Source organism: Prosthecobacter gellanilyticus, from assembly GCF_007992435.1.
Taxonomy (GTDB): domain Bacteria; phylum Verrucomicrobiota; class Verrucomicrobiia; order Verrucomicrobiales; family Verrucomicrobiaceae; genus Prosthecobacter; species Prosthecobacter gellanilyticus.
Map to the genome: position 1 here is coordinate 118,131 of NZ_BKAG01000001.1, position 19,738 is coordinate 137,868.

The window sequence follows — 19,738 nt, forward strand, 5'->3', positions numbered from 1 at the left end:
TGTTCGACTTCGTTGAATCCCAAGCTCTGCCATCACTCGAAAGAGGCACTTTGCCTCAGTGGTGCTGCTTACTTCTCGTCTTCCGTGCGCTTCGCACGCGGCTCACGGGAGACCGTGTCCGCCGCACCCGCGCTGGTCACGAAAGGACCGTCCGCCATCGGCGCCACCTTCGTGAAGCCCACTTCCGGGAGATCGCTCGGCTTGCCAGCCAGCGGGAATTCCTTGCGCAGGGGGAAGAAGGGATAGCCCTCCCACATCAGGATGCGGCGCAGGTCCGGGTGACCGGAAAACTTCACGCCCATCATGTCCCAGGCCTCGCGCTCATGCCAGTTGGCACCTGCCCAGATATCACAGACAGACGGAGCATCCTCACCATCTGGGATCTTCGACCGCACGCGCAGATGCGCATGGTGGCCATACCCGTAAAGCTCATACACGACCTCAAAGCGGGGCTCCTCGCCCATGTGGTCCAGGGTGGAAAGGTCCACCAGGTAATCAAAAGCCAGCTCGTCGCGGCAGTACTTCAGCAGCGCCTTCACAGAGGCGATCGAGACATGCACCGTCTGCTCACCGCGGAACTCGGTCGTGCTCAGCACGGCTTCACCGAACTTTTCCTTCAGGGCATTGACCATCTGCGCGGCGTTCATGGGAAAATCTTATTCTTCTTGAGGTTCAAACCTGGGGCAGTGTCCGTCAACCGGCCATGTCGGCGATCATCGTCCTCTTCTGGTCCTCAATCGCGTGCTCGCCCTCGATCTTCTTTTGCAGGCGCATCAGGCCTTCCAGAAGGGCCTCCGGGCGTGGAGGGCAGCCGGAGATGTACACATCCACCGGGATGAGATTGTCGATCCCCTGGAGCACCGCGTAGCTGCGGTACATGCCGCCACTAGAGGCGCAGGCCCCCATGGCGATGCACCACTTCGGCTCCGGCATCTGGTCCCAGATGCGCTTCACAGCAAGAGCCATCTTATAAGTCACCGTGCCGGCCACGATCATCACGTCCGCCTGGCGGGGGGAAAAGCGCATAACCTCCATGCCGAAGCGGCTCAGGTCATAACGGCTGCAAGCCGCCGCCATCATCTCGATCGCGCAGCAGGCCAGGCCCATCGGCATCGGCCAGAGCGAGTTCTTCCGCATCCAATTCGCCGCCGCATCCAGCTTTGTGAAAACGATGTTACCCTCGATCTTCGAGTCGTAGGCGGCATGAGTTTCAGCAGGGGCGACCATGGTCTTGGGGGAGGGGCAGAGCTTTGCCAAAACGGATACGCCCCCGCCACCCCCCCGGCAACCCCTTTGTGAAAGTTTTCACAAGCTCGCCAAACCGCCCTTAAGGCGGCAAAAGACACTTAATTAGCTTCCCTCTAGGCTCTGTCGGCCTGGCTCAAAACCACCGCCAACCACTGTAAACAACCGCCAACCACCGCAAACGGCTCCCCTCCCATGCCCCCCTACGAAGCCAAAACCCTCAGCCCCATCCTCCCCGTGGCGGACATGCAGCGCAGCATCCGCTTCTACACCGAGGTCCTCGGCTTCGCCCCCGGCCTCCAGTCCGACACCTACTCCATCGTCACTCGGGGCGGTGCCTCCCTGCACCTCACCCTCGCCGCAGACGACTCCGTCCTCGAGCGCACCCGCGGCCACATGTCCTTCTACCTTGAGGTCGCCGGCATCGACTCCCTCTGGCCCCACGTCTCCCAGTTTAAAGACAGCTATAAAACCCGCGACCTCTTCGACCGCGACTACGGCATGCGCGAGTTCCACATCCTCGACCCCGATGACTGCCTCATTTTTGTGGGCGAGGAGATCCAGAAGGAATAGCAGGCTGTGGAAAGTCGAGGCCGTCTGCCGCTTCTTCTCACAAAAAAAACCGCCTGACGATCCTCAAGAGCAGAGCTCCTGTCCCAGACATCTGCGTCCCTCTGCGTTATCTGCGGTTAAATTCAGTGCTCGCCTAACCAAAAAGTTTCACTCAACTAGCCAACGTTCCATGAAAGCCTCCGAATCTAAAAAGAAGCTCGCTGCTGCCGACAAGAAGGAACTGCTCGCCACCCTGCAGGCGCGTTTTGAGAAGAACATGAAGCGTCACGAAGGCCTCAAGTGGGCGGACGTGCAGGCACGCCTGGAAGATCATCCCGCGAAGCTCGCCACCCTCCATGAGATGGAGCAGACCGGCGGCGAGCCCGATGTCGTCAGTCACGACAAAAAGAGCGGCGAATACATCTTCTTCGACTGCTCCCCCGAGACACCGAAAGGCCGCGTGAGTGTGTGCTATGACCGCGCCGGCTGGGAATCGCGCAAAGAGCATCGCCCCGCCAACACCGCCGTCGACATGGCCACCGAGATGGGCATCGACCTCCTCACCGAGGAGCAGTATGAGGATCTGCAGAAGCTCGGCAGCTTCGACACGAAAACCTCAAGCTGGATCAAAGCCCCCGCCGACATCCGCAAGCTCGGCGGCGCCCTCTACGGCGAAAAGCGCTACGGCCGCATCTTCCTCGGCCACAACGGCGCGCAGTCCTACTACGCCGCGCGTGGTTTTCGTGGGGTGTTGAAGGTTTGAACTGGCCTAACCACATCTAAAACCACAGAGAGCACAGAGGAACACAGAGTCCCCATCGAAGACCTCTGTGCTCCTCCGTGCCCTCTGCGGTGAATTCAATGGACATCCCTTCCTCGGATTGCACTTTGATTGGACCAGCGTCTCTCTAAGCATGGCTCACAGTGTTACAGCGATCATCGCAGCCTCTTCAGTGGCGGACCACCTTCTCAACGACCGCACTCTCGTCGCTGTGGATCTGCGGGATGGACATCGTCTCATCCCTTTGGAGGACGATGATCTCGATTCTCTCGGTCTCGATCTCAGCCAGTCCTTGGAAGGCTTTACTTACTTGTCGCCATCCCTGATCCAGTTCTGCGCCGAGCACTCGCATCACGGCCCACTGGTCTACCTGGAGACCGAATACTTCGGCGGCATGGGCACCCAGAGTGCCGCAGCATTTTCAAATGGAGCACTCATCGCACCCACACCGCTCGTTGGCATCGGCGCCATCAACACCGCCTTGAGAAGCATCGGCATCATCGCCACGTCGGCCCCGGATGAGTTTGATCACATCGGCCTTTCACGCCATCGTCACACCTTCAGATGGAAGGAAGCCGCCCTTAATGAACGACAACTCTGAAAACGAGATCATCTGGACCGGTGATCTCAACGATGACTGCACCGCCAGATGGGCAGGTCTCATGCTGCGTGCCGAATGGATGGATGGTCCCCACTGGTGGTGGGCCGTGTCCGACATGGCCACGGGCGAGCAGATCATCTCCTCCAACAACGATCCTCAAGAATGCACCTCAGGCACCAGTGCGCGTGAACGTGCGGAGAAAGCCGCCAGAGAATGGTATCCGCGCATGACGAACTGGAAGCCCGCAGTTCCAGAACTCCAGCATAGCTCTCCGCCTTTTTTGACCCACGGACTGCCCACAGAACTGACACGTGTGATGGCCGGGTACGGCTTTCGACCGGTCGCCGATCTCTCAGGGATTCCAGATGCTGTGCTGCTGCTTAAACGCCAGACATGGAACACGAATCGAGCCATTGTGGTTGTCTGTCCGGGTAGTCCACCCACCAGTTTACACGACTACATGAGACAACTCCGAAGTTCGGTTGCTTTTCGCTGCCGATTTCTCCCCGTCCTTTGGGGCATTGGCATTCAGGTTGTCCTCATATCACCCGGTTTGGCTCAAAGAGGAATCGACCCATCCCAGCACGTAGCACGCTTCGACAATCAATGGGCAATCGTGCAAAGCATCTTTCTCGTAGACCCTGACGCTGGCACCCACCAAGAGGCCCGGAGCTGGGGCCAGTATGTCACGGGCAAATTTCAGGACGCCATTTCCAAAATCTTGTTCCTCCGCCATGCCAAGGCGCTATTCATCCAAGCCGTTCGCGCAACAGCGCATCTACCCTCAATGCTTCGCGAGCGGGCAGCCGATGTCACCGGGTTGGAGATGCATAGTTTTGACGCATCCTATCTTGAATTTCTCGACACACAGATCCTCCTGAGTCCACGAGGTCCAGAGTGGACAGCGCTTCTTCGTGCTCGCCGTGCCGCGCTGCAGCCGTTCTGCGACATCTCTTTGCTGCGCGGCCGGGTGCATATCGGTGACACGGATTTCACCGTGCAGATTCATCCGCAGACAAAAGCCGTGGTTCATTGGGAGCAGCACGACAATGCTGCCTGAAGCATCCGAGAGGTCAGATCGGACTTCACGTCGGCTCATAAATGCCGCTCAAAGCTTGCTTCCATCAGTCCCTCGAACCAGACTCAATTCTCATGCGAAATCCCATTCGCCGAAGCAAAAAGATCGGCCTGACCCAAGGCGGTCGTGTTCGTGATGGTGACGCATCGCAGAAACGTAGTCGTGTCCGCCAGATCGATGCTATTTGGACAAAGCTCTCCGAGCGCCCGGATGATGGCGAGATCCTCTTCATCACAGAGAATCCTTCACGGGACTACTACCATCCATGCGATGAGAAGGACATTCGCAAGGTACTGGCTCATCTGCCCCGCAGACATTGGAGACATCTTCGTGCGGTGGTGTTTCGTCGTTCCAGCGCACGAGACCGGGCAAATGGCGTGGAAGCCCGCCGGCGGTATCTTTGTGTCATTCTCAATCCCTTCCCCGTTTCCAATGAAGTGGACTGGGGCATACGACCTCCTTCCTTGAAGGTGCGCAGTCACTATGCTCCATGGTGCGACCGCTGGGAGGTGCGGGACGGCCGCCATTTCCATGTGTGGACAGCGGAACAAGTGCGCCGGTACTATCGCTATCACCTTTTCCTTCATGAGATGGGCCATCTCAACCAGCCCGCCTTTCACAGCCTGATGCGTCGCGAAGATTTTGCCGAGGACTACGCCCTGACATGGGCGCGAAAGCTGGGTCAGCTATGATAAGACGTCGGCTGCTTGCGTGCTCGTATTCCATGCTATTCAACCATCATCTCTTCACATGACGTTTGACGAAAAATACGACCACATCGCAGACCGCTTTGAGGCTTTGGAAGGTAACTCCATTCACTCAACCTCGTGGAAGGAATGGCAAATCGACGGGCGCACGCTCTACTTCGTGCACGACGTTTACAACATCACGATCAATGCTGGCTTGCCGACCTGGATCTCTTATCATGGCCAGAGTTTTGAGCATGAAGATGTTCATGAAGCCATTGCCTCTTTCCGCCGCTTGCACCTTGATGACGCTGCGAACGCCATAGAGGCCTGCTTCAAAGTCTACAAGGAACACGGAAACCGATTTCACGACGACTTTGAAGGCTACGAATTCAGCGACGAGATCTGGGACCACGGAGAGGAGATTTACAACGCACTGTATGCTTACCTTCAAGAGTTTTCCGGTAGCTAGAACTAGCTGTATCACCACCATCCATGAAGATCATCGCCCATCGTGGAGGCATGCAGAGCGGGTTCCAAAACTCTCCCGAAGGCGTGCGCTTGGCGGCCCGGCATGGTGCGGATTTCGTGGAGCTTGATGTCGTCATGAGTGCCGAATGCACGTTTCATTGCGCGCATGGACTGGGCCGTCAGAACACTTTGCACGACTGCCTCGCGGAGATGCCCGACGGTTTGGGGTTGATCGCGCACCTCAAAGGTCCTTATGCGGAGGCAGAACTTCAGCAATTGATAGAAGCCATCACCTGCCATCTACCCCTCAGCCGGGTCATCTTTGCCTCGCATCGCTCCAGCGTGCTCATCGCGTTGCAGCGGACAGTTCCCGAGGCGCAATTGGCGCGGTTCGGTCTGTTTCCGGCCATCGTCGCGCTCTGGAAGCAGCAGCCCTGGAAGCACTGCCTGATCAACCAGTCCGTGCTGCTCAGGTGGCACGTCCTCAGACTTCAGCAGAAGGGCTATGTCGTCTTCGCCAGTTGTGTGTGGGAGTTTCGCAGCCGTCGCGCCGTCCAGGACCTCGGCGTCGACGGTGCCTTTGTGAATCTACATCAGACGCCAAAGAGCAGGGCAGCGGCGTAACCTAGGTGTCACCCCGCACACCATGCCAGGCGCCCTATCCATCATCATCGGCATCCTCGCCGTTGCGTTTTTCGTGTGGTTGTTCATCCCCACCAAGTCTACGGCTCCGCCGTCGGATGCCGCCGGAAACCCGCTGATCGATCCGGACGACTCCTACCAGATCGGCATGCTGGTGGGACTGACGGGCGGCTCTATTCCAGACGCGGCGGTCATGCGCTATGCCCTCAGCCGCTTCAAGGAGATCCACGGCAGACCCGCCACCACCCAGGACATCGGCATCGTCCTCGGCCTCATCTCCTCCCAGAACGGCGGAGATGGCACCGAGGTCTAGGCGGGGCCTCGCGGAACCTGTCCTTGAGGTCCTTTTTGTCCTTCCTCAGGGCATCGCTGTCATCCAAAGCCCCGTCTCACGCGCCCCTCCCCTGCGCACGGGGGCATTCTACGGTTGAACTGCCCCAGCCCCTGCGCTTTTCTCAGGCTGTCATTTCCCCCAACACACCTCACATGAACTACGACCTCATCGTCATCGGCGGCGGGCCTGCGGGCTACGTCGGAGCCATCCGCGCAGCGCAACTCGGCAAAAAAGTGGCCTGCGTTGAAAACGACCGCGCAGGGGGCACCTGCCTGAACTGGGGTTGCATTCCTACCAAGGCCCTGCTGAAGAACGCTGAGCTGTACCATACCCTCACGCATCGCGCGGACGAGTTTGGCCTGAAGATCAGCGGCCTGGAGTATGACTGGTCAAAAGTCATCGGCCGCAGCCGTGGCGTCTCTGACAAGCTGAACAAGGGTATCGAGTTCCTCTTCAAGAAAAACAAAGTCGACTACCTCAAGGGCACCGGCAGCATCCCTGCCGCTGGCAAGGTGGAAGTGACCGCTGCCGACGGTAAAAAGGAAACCCATGAGGCTGCGAACATCCTCATCACCACCGGTGCGAAGACCCGCCCCATGCCCGGCTTCCCCTTCAATGGCACCACCGTCATTGGCAGCAAAGAGGCCATGACCCTGGCGAAGCAGCCGAAGAGCATCATCGTCATCGGTGCCGGCGCCATCGGCATCGAGTTCGCCTACTTCTTCAATGCCTACGGCACCAAGGTGACCGTCGTCGAGATGATGCCTGACATCCTCCCGGTCGAGGACACCGAAGTCAGCAAGACCGTCGAGAAAAGCCTGACCAAGGCCGGCATCCGCATCCTGACCAACACCAAGGTCACCGGCACGTCTGAGGACGGCAAAGGCGTGAAGATCACCGTCGAAGGCGCCGCCAATGAAACCCTCGAGGCCGAAGTGGCCCTCGTCGCCATCGGCGTGGCCCCCGTGCTGCCCGGCGGCATGGAACTGAAGCTCAGCGATCGCGGCTGGCTGCAGACCGACGCCCGCTACCAGACCAACGTCAAAGGCATCTACGGTGCTGGCGATATCATCGGGCCGCCCTGGCTCGCCCACGTGGCCAGCTATGAGGCCGTGCAGGCGGTCGAAGGCATGTTCACCAAGCACACGCCGAAGAAGGTCGACGTCTTCCCAGGCTGCACCTACTGCCATCCGCAGGTGGCCAGCATCGGCCTCACCGAGCGCGCCGCGAAGGAAAAGGGCCTCAAGTACAAGGTGGGCAAGTTCCCTTACCAGGCCAGCGGCAAGGCCCTCGCAGCCGGCGAGCCGGAAGGCTTCGTGAAGATCATCTACGGCGAGCCGCATGGCGAGATCATCGGCGCCCACATGGTCGGCAGTGAGTGTACGGAAATGGTGGCCGAGATCGGCCTCGCCATGAACCTCGAAGCCACCTGGGACGAGATCGAAGCCACCATCCACGCCCATCCGACCCTGTCGGAAATGGTCAAGGAAGCCACCGAAGTGGCCAAGGGGCATCCGATCCACGTTTAATTCTCAGTTTAAAACCCTCCTCAAACGGCCTGACGGCATCCTGAACCATTCAGGGTGCCGTCAGTTTTTTTGGGGACCTATGCTTGAAGGTTGTTTCCGACGTTAAACCCATCATCGTGATGTCCGGTGCGGCAGACTGAAAACAGAAGCGGTTCGCACAGAACGGGTCTAACGTGCGCCCATCTCCACACTGCCCATGATCAGATTCGGCTCTGGCTACAGCAATCGCGAATTCTTCGAGTTCATCAAACTCCTGACCGCAGGATGGCGCTATATTTTGTCGGCTTCCTACCGCCGCGAGCAGCATGGTGAGTGGCGCAAACGTGGCGGTGGATTTGCGGTGATGTATGGTGTAATCTCCCGCTTTCTAGGCTTCGTGTTTTCCCTGCTACTGCTCGGCTTGTTGGCGTGGCTGGTTTGGGGCAAAGAATAGGGACTCGGTTCCTTGCAGTTCATGACGGCTTGACCCAGCCTTCCCATTTGAAGTAGGTGTGTGCCGATGATCGCTGCCTACAATCGTGCCCAAATCCTCAAAGCCATCGGTCTGATTGTCTTGAGCATTGTTTGTTATGGGATCGCCTGGCTGTTCTTTGCCTATGGCCTGGCTATTATCTTCCACATGCTGAGCCTTTCCGGAGCGTGGTTGTCCTGGGTGGCACCGGCCGCGATGCTGGTGATCACCTGGTCAGGCTACCGGCAATGGCAGAAGGGAGATGGCTTTAAAAGCTATGTCGAGTCGTCCCTCTTCCACGATCTGGGCGATGACAGTGGTAGTGCGGTTTGGACAGACATCTATGCCCACCGTGTCACCGGCCCCGCGTACGTCATCAGCCAGATCTGTTTGGGTGGACCTCTGTTTCTTCTCAAGGCCTGGAAACATCTCCAGCAGCGTCTCACGGCCGAATCTGGTTTGGAAACTCGCCTTCAGCAGGTGCTCACGACCCTACGAACCGCCAACAAATGGCAGTCCATCGATGAGTATCCCAGTGATCGACGCGAGATCTTGATGCTGGCCCAGATGAAGCAGATCGATTTCAGTGCTCACAAAGGAACCCCTCGCATCAAGGCCTCGCCTCCCGCTCATGGAGTTTGATTTCAGTCTTCGCCGAGTGCTGCTTGTAGCAGCGCTGTTAGGCATCTTCGCAGCCCTGGGCGGATTCACCGCGCCTCAGCCTCGCGAGGAGTACAGCACATCACGGGTCCGCAAGGCGTGGCTCATGTGCATTGTGCTCTTTGTCGGAGGCGCCGTATCCGCCACGGTCATCGAGCACACCGTCGGCCACATGGATCCGACGAATCTACGGCCTGCCTACATCTTCATCGGAGTCATCTTGATGATTGCCGGTGCTCTGTGGTTGAGGTCAATGAAGGAGGGCATAGAACCCGCGCCACGACGAACGGCCTGGCATCAAAGCAGCCTCGGAGAGGCGAAAGGAAATAGCGCACGGTTTTAACCGTGCGTCACGGCGTGATCCACCCGTGAATGACCCAGAGTCCCGGGAGGGACGAAAGAGGTTTTCTTCCGCCTTACAACAAGGTCATCGGTAAAGGGCCATGCCTTGATGAAGGTAAGATCAAGCTCGCCTGATGACGCTTCGCAAATCAAGGATGCATTCAACATCTCTTTCGTCCCTTCCGGGACTTTGAATCCAATGGGTGCATGCGCTGCGCTAACGCACGGCTGAAGCCGTGCGCTATTTCCTTTCGCCTCTGCCGAGGCTTCGATGACCAGCCAGCCTAACTAAAGCTCTACCAGTTCGCCAGATCATCATGCAGCGCATCCATCGCGCGGGAATGGATGGAGCGCTCGGGAAGGTCCGGACAACCAAACGGCACGATCTCCACCTTGTTGTAGCGCAGGGCGGTGATGCCGTTTTTGCCGTTCGAGTCCAGGAGGGACTTCCAGGCTTCCTCGGCGAAGCGTGCTGCGAGAATGCAGTCTCCCGGCGTGGCGTGACCACCGCGCTGAAGGTGACCGAGCACGGACGGACGGACTTCGAGATCCGGGAACGGAGCGCCGGCACGCTGGAAGTAGGCCTGGAATGCATCCCGCAGGATGTAGGCACCATTGCGCTTCTGCTCGGGCTCAAACTTCACACCTTCCGCGATAAGCACGATGGCATGCCCGCGGCCGCGGGTCATGGCGCCTTCGATCTTCTCAGCCAGACCGCGCATGCGGGATTCCGTCAAGGCGCCGCTTTCAGGCGTGATCACCATCTCCGCGCCGGAAGCCAGGGCGGCCATGCGGGCGAGATCGCCGCTCTCGCGGCCCATGGTTTCCAGCACCATCACGCGGCGATGGCTGCGCGCGGTGTCGATGAAATGATCGACCGCCCACACCAAAGTATGCACCGCTGTGTCGACGCCGAGAGACATCTCGGTGAACTGGAGATCGTTGTCGATCGTGGCCGGCACGCCGATGATGCGGAGATTGCTCTCCTCAGCCAGCAGGCGGGCACCGGTGAGGGAGCCATCACCACCGCTGATGATCAGGGAGCCGACGCCGAGCTTGCCCAGCAGGTCGATGACCTCGCGGCGCACCTCCGGCTTGTGGAAGTCCAGGCAGCGGGCGGAGCCCAGGATGGTGCCGCCTTTGCCCATGATGCCAGACACGCTGGCGTGGTCCATCTGGATGATGTTTTGCTGCGCATCAATGAGGCCGCGGTTGCCGATGTTGCGCTCGATCTCCTGCTTCAGGCGGACGAGGCCGTCGGTATCAGCATTGACCTGGCGGGCGGCGCGGACGAGGCCGCGATAGCCATCGCGGATGCCGAGAACGGGAACCTGATGCCGGTTCAGCCCCAGGCGCACCACGGCGCGCAGGAAGGCATTCATACCAGGGGCATCGCCGCCACTGCACAGGACGGCCACGGGACTTTCGGAAGAGAGGGACATGGTTGGGGGAACCGCAGGCGGGAAAATTCACGGGGTACCCATCCGGCGGGGGGCCAGTCATAGCGGGCCGCGCCCGGGTGGCAAGCCAACGCTTGCGACATCCATGCGTGACAGCAGTCCACTCCCTGCGCAAATTTAAGAACATGCTGCCCAAAACTGCCCGCGCCCTGTTCATCCGCCTCTGGCGGGTGGGCCTGCTCGTGGCGGCGGTGCTGGTCATACGGGACGCGGTGCAGACCCGGGAGCGCCTGGAGGCAGCGGCCGCGCTGACCCCGGAGCGGCTGCGGGATTTTTTTCCGGACATCGACCACCTCGGCGAACCCAACCCCAGCAATGGCTGGCGCACAGCTTTTGACCGGCGGGACAGGTCTCTGGGTTATGTGACAACCACCGCGCCGGAGTCTGACAAGATCATCGGATACTCAGGACCCAGCCACTGCCTGCTGGTTTTCGACATGAAGGGCCTGGTCACGGGTGTGCGGCTGCTGAAAAGCTACGATACCACCGAGCATGTGGCTGAAGTGGTGGCGGATCGGAAATTTTTCACGCAGTTCAAGGCCATGAAGCCGGGTGGCGAGATTCCCGAAAAGCTGCATGCGGTCACCGGTGCCACATTGACCAGCGCCGCGATCACGCAGGGTGTGCTGGCCAAACTGGGCCGCGCCTCCGGTACCTCGCTGCGTTTTCCCGAAGAGATCACCGTGGAGGAAGTGACCCGCCTGGAACCTGCCGCGAAGCGGCTCGAAATTTCCAAGCAGCATCCAGGAGGCTGGGATGTGCTGGATGAAGCGGGGAAAAAACTCGCCATCGCCGTGCGCACCTCACCCGTGGCGGACAGCATCGTCGGTTACAAGGGGCCGACAGACACCTTGATGCTTCTCGATGCCACCGGCACCACGCTGAAGCGCATCGCCATCCGCAAGAGCTATGAGACGAAGCGTTATCTGGCCTATGTCACGGGCGATGACTACTTCTTGAATCTCTTCAACGAAAAGACTCTGGAGAAACTGGCGGACATCGACTTCAAGGAAGCAAAGGTCGAGGGTGTCTCCGGCGCCACTGAGACGAGCTGGTCTGTGGCGGAGAGCCTGAAGCGCCGCGCGCAGAACCTGCTGGAGGCAAAGCCCTCCGGCTGGCTGCGGCAGATCCGCTGGCGCTGGCAGGACACCGGGCACGTGGTGGTCATCATCTCCGCGCTGCTCATGGCCTTCACTCATCTGCGCGGCATCAGTTGGATGCGCCATTTGCATCATCTTTTGTTAGTCCTTTACGGCGGTTTCATGGCGGGGGAGCTGCTTTCCCAAGGCCTGCTCACAGGCTGGGCCGCGCATGGCACACCCTGGAAGAGTGCTCCTGGCTTCCTGATCCTCGCGGCATTCGCGCTCTTGGGGCCTGTCTTCACCAGCAAGCATCTGTACTGCCATCACATCTGCGCGCATGGAGCCCTGCAGCAGCTTCTGGCGCGTCGTTTGAAGGTACGCTGGCATGTGTCACCACGCCTGGAACGCGTGCTGACGACTCTGCCCTTTGTTTTGCTCGCGTTGGTGCTGGTGAGCGTGGTTCTGGGATGGTCGGTGGATCTCAATTCGCTCGAGCCCTTTGATGCTTATGTCTTCCGCATCGCTGGTTGGGCCACGCTGACCATCGCCGTGGTCGGACTCATCGCCTCGCTGTTCCAGCCGCTGGCCTACTGCAAGTATGGCTGCCCCACGGGGGCCCTCTTCAAGCTGCTACGTTTCACCGGTGATGGTGATCGGTTAGGCCTGAAGGACTGGCTGGCCGCAGGCCTGCTGGCACTCGCGTTTCTAGTCTGAAAACGCACCGTTTATCTGCGCATGCAAGCACGTTGGATTGCGATGCAATCTCAGCACAGATCCTTCAAGATGAAACAATTGTCATGAATGAACAGGAGCGCGTAAAGAGTGCTCTATCCGCTCACATCTCTCTCTCCCTTTTCTCATGCGGCGCTCCCTGCTTCATCGTCTCACCGGCCTGTTCCTGTTGCTGGCTCATGCCATCGCCGGTACGTCTGCCCTGCCCGCGATCACGACGCTGGCCGCAGATCTGGAAGGCAGCCATGCGGTCATGGTGTCCCGCAGCGAGCAGGGCACCCAGGTCGTGCTTCACCATCGCGAGCATGAGTACACACCCGCCGTGGAAGACCATGCGAATGTGGTGGCGCGTGTCATCGTGCGGCTGTGCAGCAGCTCCCAGGAGGGAGATCACCGGCTCTCCACGGAAGCGCTGAGCTCCGGTCTCACCGAGGAGACGGTGAAGCAGGTCCGCGCGAAAAAGCAGGCAGAGTGTGACTCGTTCATGAGCTGCCAGCCTTGGATGCCCCAGGCATGCCTGCTGACCGCAAACACCTTTTCCAATGACATCCAAAGAAGTCATGTCGCCACGCTGCGGAGCATCCAGGTGATGCTGCGCAGTGTGCGTTTGATGGTCTGAAGAACAGCGGAGCCATGCTCCGCGACCTGAGTCCGGGAGGCTCACGCTGCGTGACAATACCGTCATGTAGAGCCTGCCCGCTTGCGGCCTGGAGGCCCTGAACCAACCTTACCTCCTGCCCTGGCCTCTCACTGCGCCTGCCGCTCATGCGGCTTTCAGAATGCGCTTCATTCCATCTCAGACTGCTTTCGATGCCTTATGTCAGACCTATCCAATAATGCTTTCATCCAGCCGGACCGCCGCGGCGTGAGAAGCTTTTCCATCCAGGCCCTGGGCACCCGGTGCCGCCTGCAATTTCGCTGCGCGGATGCAGCCACCGCCATGAAGCTGGTCGGCGCGGCCGCCGCCTGGCTCGGGGCCTTCGGGCGCCAATGTTCGCTTTCAAACTCCGATTCACACATCTCCCGCATCAATGACGCTGCGGGCGAGAGCTGGATCGATATCGATTCCGGGATGGAGCAGGTGTTGAAATCCGCAGACACCGCCTGCCAGCTCAGCGATGGCCTGCTTCATCCCGCCACTTTGCCACTCACAAAATTGTGGGAGACCCGCAAGGCCCAAGACAGCGCTCCGAGTGATGCGGAGATCCAGCAGGCTCTCGAGCTTTCGGATTGGAAAGCCATCCGGCGTGAGCCGGGGAAAATTTTTCTGCCGCGTGCGGGCATGGGTCTGGATCTCACCATCCTGAGCCGCAGGCATGCCGTGGACATGCTGGTGCAGCTTTTGCGCCAGCACGGGATCGAAGATGCCCTGGTGCAGCTAGGAACGGACCTCTTCGCCCTCGGTGGAGATGGCGAGCATGCATTCTGGATGATCGATGCCGGGCAGGGCCTTCCAGTGCCAGAGGGCGCAGGCGCGCTCAGGCTCTCGAACCAGGCGTTGTCCTGGGTCGGTGGGGATGATGGGATCATCGATCCTCGCTCGGGTCATCCTGTGCGCAATGATCTGCGCTCCGTGATCGTGGTGGCTGCCAGCAGCCTCACCGCCGGTGTGCATGCCTCAGCCATGATGCTGCTGGGCCAGCGTGAGGGCCTGCACTTCGCCGAAAGCACCGGTCTGGTGAATGCCTGCCTGCTCGATGACACCGGCACAGCGCTCACCACGCAGGCCTTTGCCGGTCATCTGGCTCCGCCGGAGGCTGAAAGCTCCAGCATCATTTCATTTCCCGCCGCCTCCTCGGCTGCCAGCCTCACCGCCGAACGAAAAGTGACGCAAAAGTGGCTGGCGCGTGATCTCATCCGCATGTGGCCCTGGCTGCTGCCCGTGGTGCTGCTGCTCATCACCTTCGGTCCTGCAGGTCTGCAGCATAGCGGGGCCGAGCCCGGGGCTGCCATCGCCTCTCTCGGCATGGTGTGGATGACCTTCCTCATCACCCGCAGGCTCTGGGGGCATTACCGCGCCCATGCCGCGGCCACGATGCTCATGTTCACGCTGGCCGTCTTCGCGGCGGGGCTGCTGCCCATGCCAGACCTCACGCTCTGCCTGCTGAACATGGCCGCCATCGCCGCGCTCGTGCATCAGCGTGCCTTGGGGTTCTTTGCCCTGCTGGCTCTGGGCTTCATGGTCAAAGGTCCGGTGGCCTCCCTTGTGCCTGCCGGTGCCGCCTTGGGCTGGTGGGCTGTCGGCGGCCGGAAAACCACACGCACATGGATCGTGGGCACAGGCGTCGCGCTGGCGGCCAGTCTGGCCGTGTCTTTCATGAAGGGAATGCCTGCCCCGGCGAACGTGCCGGAAGGGATGGAAGGATCCTGGTGGCGCTTTCTGCCCCTGCTGTTTGTGGCGCTCATGCCGTGGAGCTTCTGCACGCCGCGGGTGCTGCGCCAGGGCTGGCGCCGGATGCGCACGGGCACGCTGAAAGCGCGGCATGGGCTGCTGGCCGGGTGGCTGCTGCCCACTCTGGTGCTGACGCCGGATGGGCTCACCGCCAGCGCGCTGCTGCTGGTGCCTGCGCTGGTCATCACCTTCTGCCCGCCGCTGGCGGATGCGCGCCGTCTGTGGAAGATCGGCTCCGCAGCCCTCACACTCTGGCTGGCCTCCGGCCTGGTGCTGCCGATGCTGGATCAGGGCCGCGCAGGTGCTTCCATGGCCGGGGCGGAAGATCCGGCACAGACCCTGCGTGAGATGCCTCTTCAGACAAACCGCCAGCATCTCACCGCCCTGAGCCACAGCCTGTCTGTCTCACACACAGCCCCCCGCGCGTTTCAACGATGAAAACAGCCCCTCTTCTCCTCATCCTCGCCCTGCTTGGGCGGGCTGAGGTGCGGGCTGACACGACCCAAGACTGGGCGGGAGCAGCCGACATCACGTTTTCCGGCACCTCCACCCTGCACAACTGGGCGGGAAAGGTGACCGCGAAGCCCTTCACCACCAGCGTGACCCTGACTGACTCAGGCCAGCTCAAGAAGGTGAAGGCTGAGGTGACGGTGGAAGCCGCAGGCATGGACACCGCCGAGCCCAAGCGCGACGAAAACATGCGCAAGGCCATGAAAGCCACGGACTATCCGCTCATCAGGGCCGCCATCGATGCGTCCGCGGAGAGCATCACCAGCGATCCCAGGACGCCGGCCTTTCTGCCCATGACGCTGACTTTGTTAGGCAAGTCGCAGAAGATCACCGGTGTGATCAGCCACTTTCAAAAACAGAAGGACAAGGTCACCTTCGACCTCGACTTCCCGGTCTCCATGAAAACCAGCGGCATCAGTGTGCCTTCCGTGCTTCTCTTCATCCGGGTGGGTGATGAAGTGAAGATCCACGCCACTGTCACCTTGAAAGAGCCCTGATCATGTCTGCCTACATCCACCACATCGCCACCATCACGCCGGCCTACACCTATGCGCAGAGCTATGCGCGTGACCGTGTGAAGGAGTGGACACGCGATCCGAAGACGAAGCGCCTCATTCACGCCATCTACAACCGCAGCGGCATCGAGACACGCCACAGCGTCAGCGGTGATTTCGTGGCGGATGCCCATGCCTCCCTCTTCCGCACTGATGCGGAGGGCGCGATGATCTCTCCCTCCACCGCGGAGAGAAACCAGGCCTATGCGCGCTCCTCGCGCGAGCTCGCCGTGCAGCTCGCGCGCCGCGCCATTGCGGATGCCGAAGGTTTTCAGAAGGAGGACATCACGCACATCGTGTTCGCCTCCTGCACAGGCTTCGCCAATCCAGGGCCGGACTATCACATCATCCGCGAGCTGGGCCTGCGCCCGGACGTGGAGCGCTACACACTGGGCTTCATGGGCTGCTACGCGGCCTTTCCCGCGCTGCGCATGGCGGCGCAGTTTTGTGAGGCGAATTCTGATGCCGTGGTGCTGGTGATCTGCCTGGAGCTCTGCACCCTGCACATCCAGGTCAACGACCAGCCGGACAGCATTTTGGCGAACTCTTTGTTCGCCGATGGCGCTGCTGCGGCCATCGTCAGCGCGCGTGAGCCGCAGAAGGACAGGCCTGCGTATCGTCTCGACCGCTTTGAGTCCGCGCTGGTGCCCTCTGGTGAGGCAGAGATGGCCTGGGATATCGGCAACGAGGGTTTTAACATTGTGCTCTCGAGCTACGTGCCGGAGATCATCGGCAGCAATATCCGCCAGCTCCTCCACGGTGTGCTCCAGCGTCATGGGATGCAGATGGATGGCATCCATGAATGGGCTGTGCATCCCGGCGGACGCGCCATCTTGGACAAGGTGCAGGCAAGCCTGCAGCTGAAGCACGAAGCACTGGAGGCCAGCCGCACGATCCTGCGTGATTATGGGAACATGAGCAGCGCCACCATTCTCTTTGTGCTCAAGGAGATGCTCGACTCTGCGGAGACGGACCGGGCCGCGCTTTGCGCCATGGCCTTCGGCCCCGGTCTCACCATCGAAACCGCGGTGATGGAGCGCATCGGCTGCCCGGCGATGCCGCGACAACCTCAGGAACAAGGCACCGGCGCGCAGATGAGATGAACGAAGGCTCCACGGCTCACTACACCCCGGCTCAGCGCTACACCGCGCTGGCTTATGGACTCGTGAGTCATGCACTGTTTCTCGCCTCCGTGGTGGTGATGTTCTGGAGCCTCTACAACGGCCTGCACATGAGCCTCGTGCATTTGCACGGCGGCACAGCCGTGCTCATGGATGTGCTGCTCGTCGTTCAGTTTGCCGTGGGTCACACTTTGCTGCTCTCAGACCGTGGCCGCAAGTTCATGACCCGCCTGGCGCCGCTTGGCCTGGGTGCCGCACTTTCGACGACCGTCTTCGCGGCGCTGGCCTCGTTGCAACTGCTGGTTACCTTTTTGCTCTGGTCCTCCAGTGAGACCGTTTGGTGGATGCCTTCCGGTGGCTTGAAGCTGCTGCTCAGCGGCCTCTACGCACTCTCGTGGATCCTGCTGGCAAAGTCCATGAGTGATGCCGGCCTCGACACCCAGATCGGCAGCCTGGGCTGGCGGGCTGTCTGGCGGGGTGAACGGCCTAACTACAAGCCCTTCACGCGCACCGGCATGTTCCGCCACAGCAGGCAGCCCATCTATGCTTCCTTCACGCTCATCCTCTGGAGCGCGCCGGTGTGGACGCCGGATCACCTGGTCATCGCCAGTCTTTGGACGCTGTACTGTGTGCTGGCGCCGGTGCTGAAGGAGAAACGCTATCTTCGCTGGTATGGCGCGGCTTTTGCGCGTTATCAGCGGCGCGTGCCGTATTGGTTTCCTGGTCCTGTGCGCTCCATCAAATCCACCACCCTGAAACCCACGGACTACGATGTTGCCATCGTGGGCGCAGGGCCTGTGGGCTTGCTGCTCGCAGGTTTGCTTGGGCAAAGGGGACTGCGCGTGCTGGTCGTCGACAAACGCACGGAGCCCTTGATCCACTCGCAGGCCATTGGAATCACACCACCCTCGCTCGAGATCCTTTCCAAGCTGGGTCTGGAAGAAGAATTCGTGCAACAAGGTGTGAAGATCCGCGATTGCCAGGTGTTTGGCCACGAGCAGAAGCTCGGCTGCGCATCCTTTCGGGATATTCCTGGAGCACATCGTTACATCCTCTCGCTGCCACAGCAGAAGACCTTGGCGACTTTGGAATCGAAGGTTGCCTCGCTGCCCACGGTCACGCTACTGCGCGGCATGGAGATCACGCGTTTGGAGCAGGATGCAGAGATGGTGAGCTTGGGCGGGGAAAAAATTTTATTCACAGCCCGTTGGGTTATTGGGTGCGATGGTCACAAGAGCCGCGTGCGGGATTTGATCCAGATGCGCACGCGTGGAGGTCAATATGGTTGCCATTTCCTCATGGGAGACTTTGAGGATCATACTTCGTTAGGCCATGAAGCCCACCTCTGGTTTACCCGTGAGGGAGCTGTGGAGGCTTTTCCACTGCCAGACGGACGTCGACGCTGGATTGTGCAAACACCGCAGCCTGTCATCGGCAGCGATCACGGTCTCATCAGCGAGCTCGTGCGCCAGCGCGCCGGTCTGGATCTCGCGGTTCACGATCAGCTCAACCAAAGCCCCTTCTCACCGCGCTGGCTGCAGGCAGAGCAGTATCACGATGGCCGCGTCATCCTCTGCGGTGATGCCGCGCATCTCATGAGCCCCATCGGCGGACAGGGCATGAACACCGGCTGGGCCGATGCCGAGTTTTTGGCGGAGGTGCTCATCGCCATCGAGCAGCGAGATCAGCCAGCGCTGCCGCTTCTGGAGGCCTACGATCGCTGCCGCCGCTGCGCCTCCACCGTGGCCACGCAACGCGCCGCCCGCGGCATGTGGCTCGGCACGCGCACGGGTGTCGTCTCATCCTGGCTGCGAGACACTTTTATGCGCGAGTGCCTCTTCAAAGGACCTTTGGCCAAACACATCGGACCCTACTTTGCCATGCTGACGATCCCGTACAACACGATCAAAAGCGTGCCGGAGAAGGTGTTTGCATTGAGGTGACTCCGCAGTCGCGGTAGCGTCCCGGAGTGCGGTGGCAAGCGCTCAAGCGCGACACCGCTATGTGCGCAGAGAACGTCTTCGTTGTTGGGTAAGTGCCCTGTGCGCACGAGAGCGGTGTCGGCGATGCTCGGTGGCCCGTGCATCTCTGCCACCGCACTCCGGGACGCTTCGCGACTGCGCATGTCCCTCCCACCTTTCACGCCTTCCCCAGCCACAGCATCCGCGTGCCGAAAATGACAAGGATGGTGCCAAAGACTCGGGTCAGGGTGGTGTTGCTCAGGGTCTTCATCCAGTCAGCACCGAAATAGGCGAAGAGCGAGGCAGACACCGCCGTCACGGCGGCGACTTTCCAGTCCACGAAGCCATTTTTGGCGTTCTGCGTGGTGGCCATGGCCGCGGTGGGAATGATGATGGCCAGGCTGGTGGCGACCGCCGTCTTCTGCGGCATGGCCAGCAGCGAGACAAAGGCCGGTACCATAACCACTCCGCCGCCCACGCCACAGAGCGCGGCGATGACGCCCGCGAGAATGCCGATGCCGAGACAGGTGATCAGTGTGGTGGTGCTCATGCTG

Annotated in this window: 22 protein-coding genes; 18 read left to right on the forward strand and 4 right to left on the reverse strand. The window is 60.4% G+C overall.

The window, feature by feature from the left end; genetic code table 11:
• Positions 1-68 precede the first annotated feature (68 nt).
• Positions 69-647 carry an NADH-quinone oxidoreductase subunit C gene (locus tag BGE01nite_RS00395; protein ID WP_146848278.1) on the reverse strand — a complete coding sequence of 193 codons (579 nt, stop codon included), beginning with the start codon at positions 645-647 and terminating at the stop codon, positions 69-71.
• 46 nt (positions 648-693) lie between these two features.
• Entirely contained in the window at positions 694-1,227 is a 534-nt protein-coding gene (gene nuoB, locus BGE01nite_RS00400; RefSeq protein ID WP_146848279.1) for an NADH-quinone oxidoreductase subunit NuoB, read from the reverse strand.
• A 213-nt stretch (positions 1,228-1,440) separates the two neighbouring features.
• Between nuoB and BGE01nite_RS00405 the strand changes: the two genes are divergently transcribed.
• From BGE01nite_RS00405 to BGE01nite_RS00460, 12 genes are all read left to right on the forward strand, one after another.
• Positions 1,441-1,818, forward strand: coding sequence for a VOC family protein (locus BGE01nite_RS00405; protein WP_146848280.1), 378 nt, complete (start codon positions 1,441-1,443; stop codon positions 1,816-1,818).
• 169 nt (positions 1,819-1,987) lie between these two features.
• Positions 1,988-2,560, forward strand: a complete 573-nt coding sequence (locus BGE01nite_RS00410) for a DUF4256 domain-containing protein (protein WP_146848281.1) — start codon at positions 1,988-1,990, stop codon at positions 2,558-2,560.
• A gap of 151 nt (positions 2,561-2,711) precedes the next feature.
• A complete protein-coding gene (locus BGE01nite_RS00415) occupies positions 2,712-3,179 on the forward strand; it encodes a hypothetical protein (RefSeq protein WP_146848282.1) in 468 nt (155 codons plus the stop codon).
• Positions 3,163-4,239 carry a hypothetical protein gene (locus BGE01nite_RS00420; protein ID WP_146848283.1) on the forward strand — a complete coding sequence of 359 codons (1,077 nt, stop codon included), beginning with the start codon at positions 3,163-3,165 and terminating at the stop codon, positions 4,237-4,239. The genes BGE01nite_RS00415 and BGE01nite_RS00420 overlap by 17 nt, the downstream gene beginning before the upstream one ends.
• A 92-nt stretch (positions 4,240-4,331) precedes the next feature.
• Entirely contained in the window at positions 4,332-4,949 is a 618-nt protein-coding gene (locus BGE01nite_RS00425) for a hypothetical protein (RefSeq protein WP_146848284.1), read from the forward strand.
• A 58-nt stretch (positions 4,950-5,007) separates the two neighbouring features.
• Positions 5,008-5,415: a hypothetical protein gene (locus BGE01nite_RS00430; protein WP_146848285.1), complete on the forward strand. Its 408-nt coding sequence runs from the start codon at positions 5,008-5,010 to the stop codon at positions 5,413-5,415.
• A 23-nt stretch (positions 5,416-5,438) separates the two neighbouring features.
• Entirely contained in the window at positions 5,439-6,038 is a 600-nt protein-coding gene (locus tag BGE01nite_RS00435; protein ID WP_146848286.1) for a glycerophosphodiester phosphodiesterase, read from the forward strand.
• A 22-nt stretch (positions 6,039-6,060) separates the two neighbouring features.
• A complete protein-coding gene (locus tag BGE01nite_RS00440) occupies positions 6,061-6,369 on the forward strand; it encodes a hypothetical protein (protein ID WP_146848287.1) in 309 nt (102 codons plus the stop codon).
• Between the two features lie 173 nt (positions 6,370-6,542).
• The gene (gene lpdA / locus BGE01nite_RS00445; RefSeq protein ID WP_146848288.1) at positions 6,543-7,919 is read left to right on the forward strand and encodes a dihydrolipoyl dehydrogenase; all 1,377 of its coding nucleotides are present in this window, start codon (positions 6,543-6,545) and stop codon (positions 7,917-7,919) included.
• A gap of 196 nt (positions 7,920-8,115) precedes the next feature.
• Positions 8,116-8,352: a hypothetical protein gene (locus BGE01nite_RS00450; RefSeq protein ID WP_146848289.1), complete on the forward strand. Its 237-nt coding sequence runs from the start codon at positions 8,116-8,118 to the stop codon at positions 8,350-8,352.
• Between the two features lie 66 nt (positions 8,353-8,418).
• Entirely contained in the window at positions 8,419-9,012 is a 594-nt protein-coding gene (locus BGE01nite_RS00455) for a hypothetical protein (protein ID WP_146848290.1), read from the forward strand.
• Complete coding sequence (locus BGE01nite_RS00460; protein ID WP_146848291.1) at positions 9,002-9,373, forward strand: hypothetical protein; 372 nt, start codon at positions 9,002-9,004, stop codon at positions 9,371-9,373. The genes BGE01nite_RS00455 and BGE01nite_RS00460 overlap by 11 nt, the downstream gene beginning before the upstream one ends.
• A 295-nt stretch (positions 9,374-9,668) precedes the next feature.
• Here BGE01nite_RS00460 and BGE01nite_RS00465 read toward each other — a convergent pair whose 3' ends face one another.
• On the reverse strand, positions 9,669-10,814 hold the full coding sequence (locus tag BGE01nite_RS00465) for a 6-phosphofructokinase (protein WP_146848292.1): 1,146 nt from the start codon (positions 10,812-10,814) through the stop codon (positions 9,669-9,671).
• Between the two features lie 143 nt (positions 10,815-10,957).
• Here BGE01nite_RS00465 and BGE01nite_RS00475 point away from each other — a divergent pair, with 143 nt between their 5' ends.
• From BGE01nite_RS00475 to BGE01nite_RS00500, 6 genes are all read left to right on the forward strand, one after another.
• Positions 10,958-12,628, forward strand: a complete 1,671-nt coding sequence (locus tag BGE01nite_RS00475) for an FMN-binding protein (protein ID WP_170266494.1) — start codon at positions 10,958-10,960, stop codon at positions 12,626-12,628.
• Between the two features lie 145 nt (positions 12,629-12,773).
• Positions 12,774-13,265, forward strand: a complete 492-nt coding sequence (locus tag BGE01nite_RS00480) for a hypothetical protein (RefSeq protein ID WP_146848295.1) — start codon at positions 12,774-12,776, stop codon at positions 13,263-13,265.
• 198 nt (positions 13,266-13,463) lie between these two features.
• Positions 13,464-15,476, forward strand: coding sequence for an FAD:protein FMN transferase (locus BGE01nite_RS00485; protein ID WP_146848296.1), 2,013 nt, complete (start codon positions 13,464-13,466; stop codon positions 15,474-15,476).
• The gene (locus BGE01nite_RS00490) at positions 15,473-16,045 is read left to right on the forward strand and encodes a YceI family protein (RefSeq protein ID WP_146848297.1); all 573 of its coding nucleotides are present in this window, start codon (positions 15,473-15,475) and stop codon (positions 16,043-16,045) included. Before BGE01nite_RS00485 ends, BGE01nite_RS00490 begins: the two co-directional genes overlap by 4 nt.
• Positions 16,046-16,047: 2 nt before the next feature.
• Entirely contained in the window at positions 16,048-17,205 is a 1,158-nt protein-coding gene (locus tag BGE01nite_RS00495) for a type III polyketide synthase (protein ID WP_146848298.1), read from the forward strand.
• Entirely contained in the window at positions 17,202-19,166 is a 1,965-nt protein-coding gene (locus BGE01nite_RS00500; protein ID WP_146848299.1) for an FAD-dependent monooxygenase, read from the forward strand. The genes BGE01nite_RS00495 and BGE01nite_RS00500 overlap by 4 nt, the downstream gene beginning before the upstream one ends.
• Before the next feature lie 196 nt (positions 19,167-19,362).
• On the opposite strand, the gene BGE01nite_RS00505 is transcribed toward BGE01nite_RS00500, so the two are convergent.
• Positions 19,363-19,734 carry a sulfite exporter TauE/SafE family protein gene (locus BGE01nite_RS00505; RefSeq protein ID WP_170266495.1) on the reverse strand — a complete coding sequence of 124 codons (372 nt, stop codon included), beginning with the start codon at positions 19,732-19,734 and terminating at the stop codon, positions 19,363-19,365.
• Positions 19,735-19,738 lie beyond the last annotated feature (4 nt).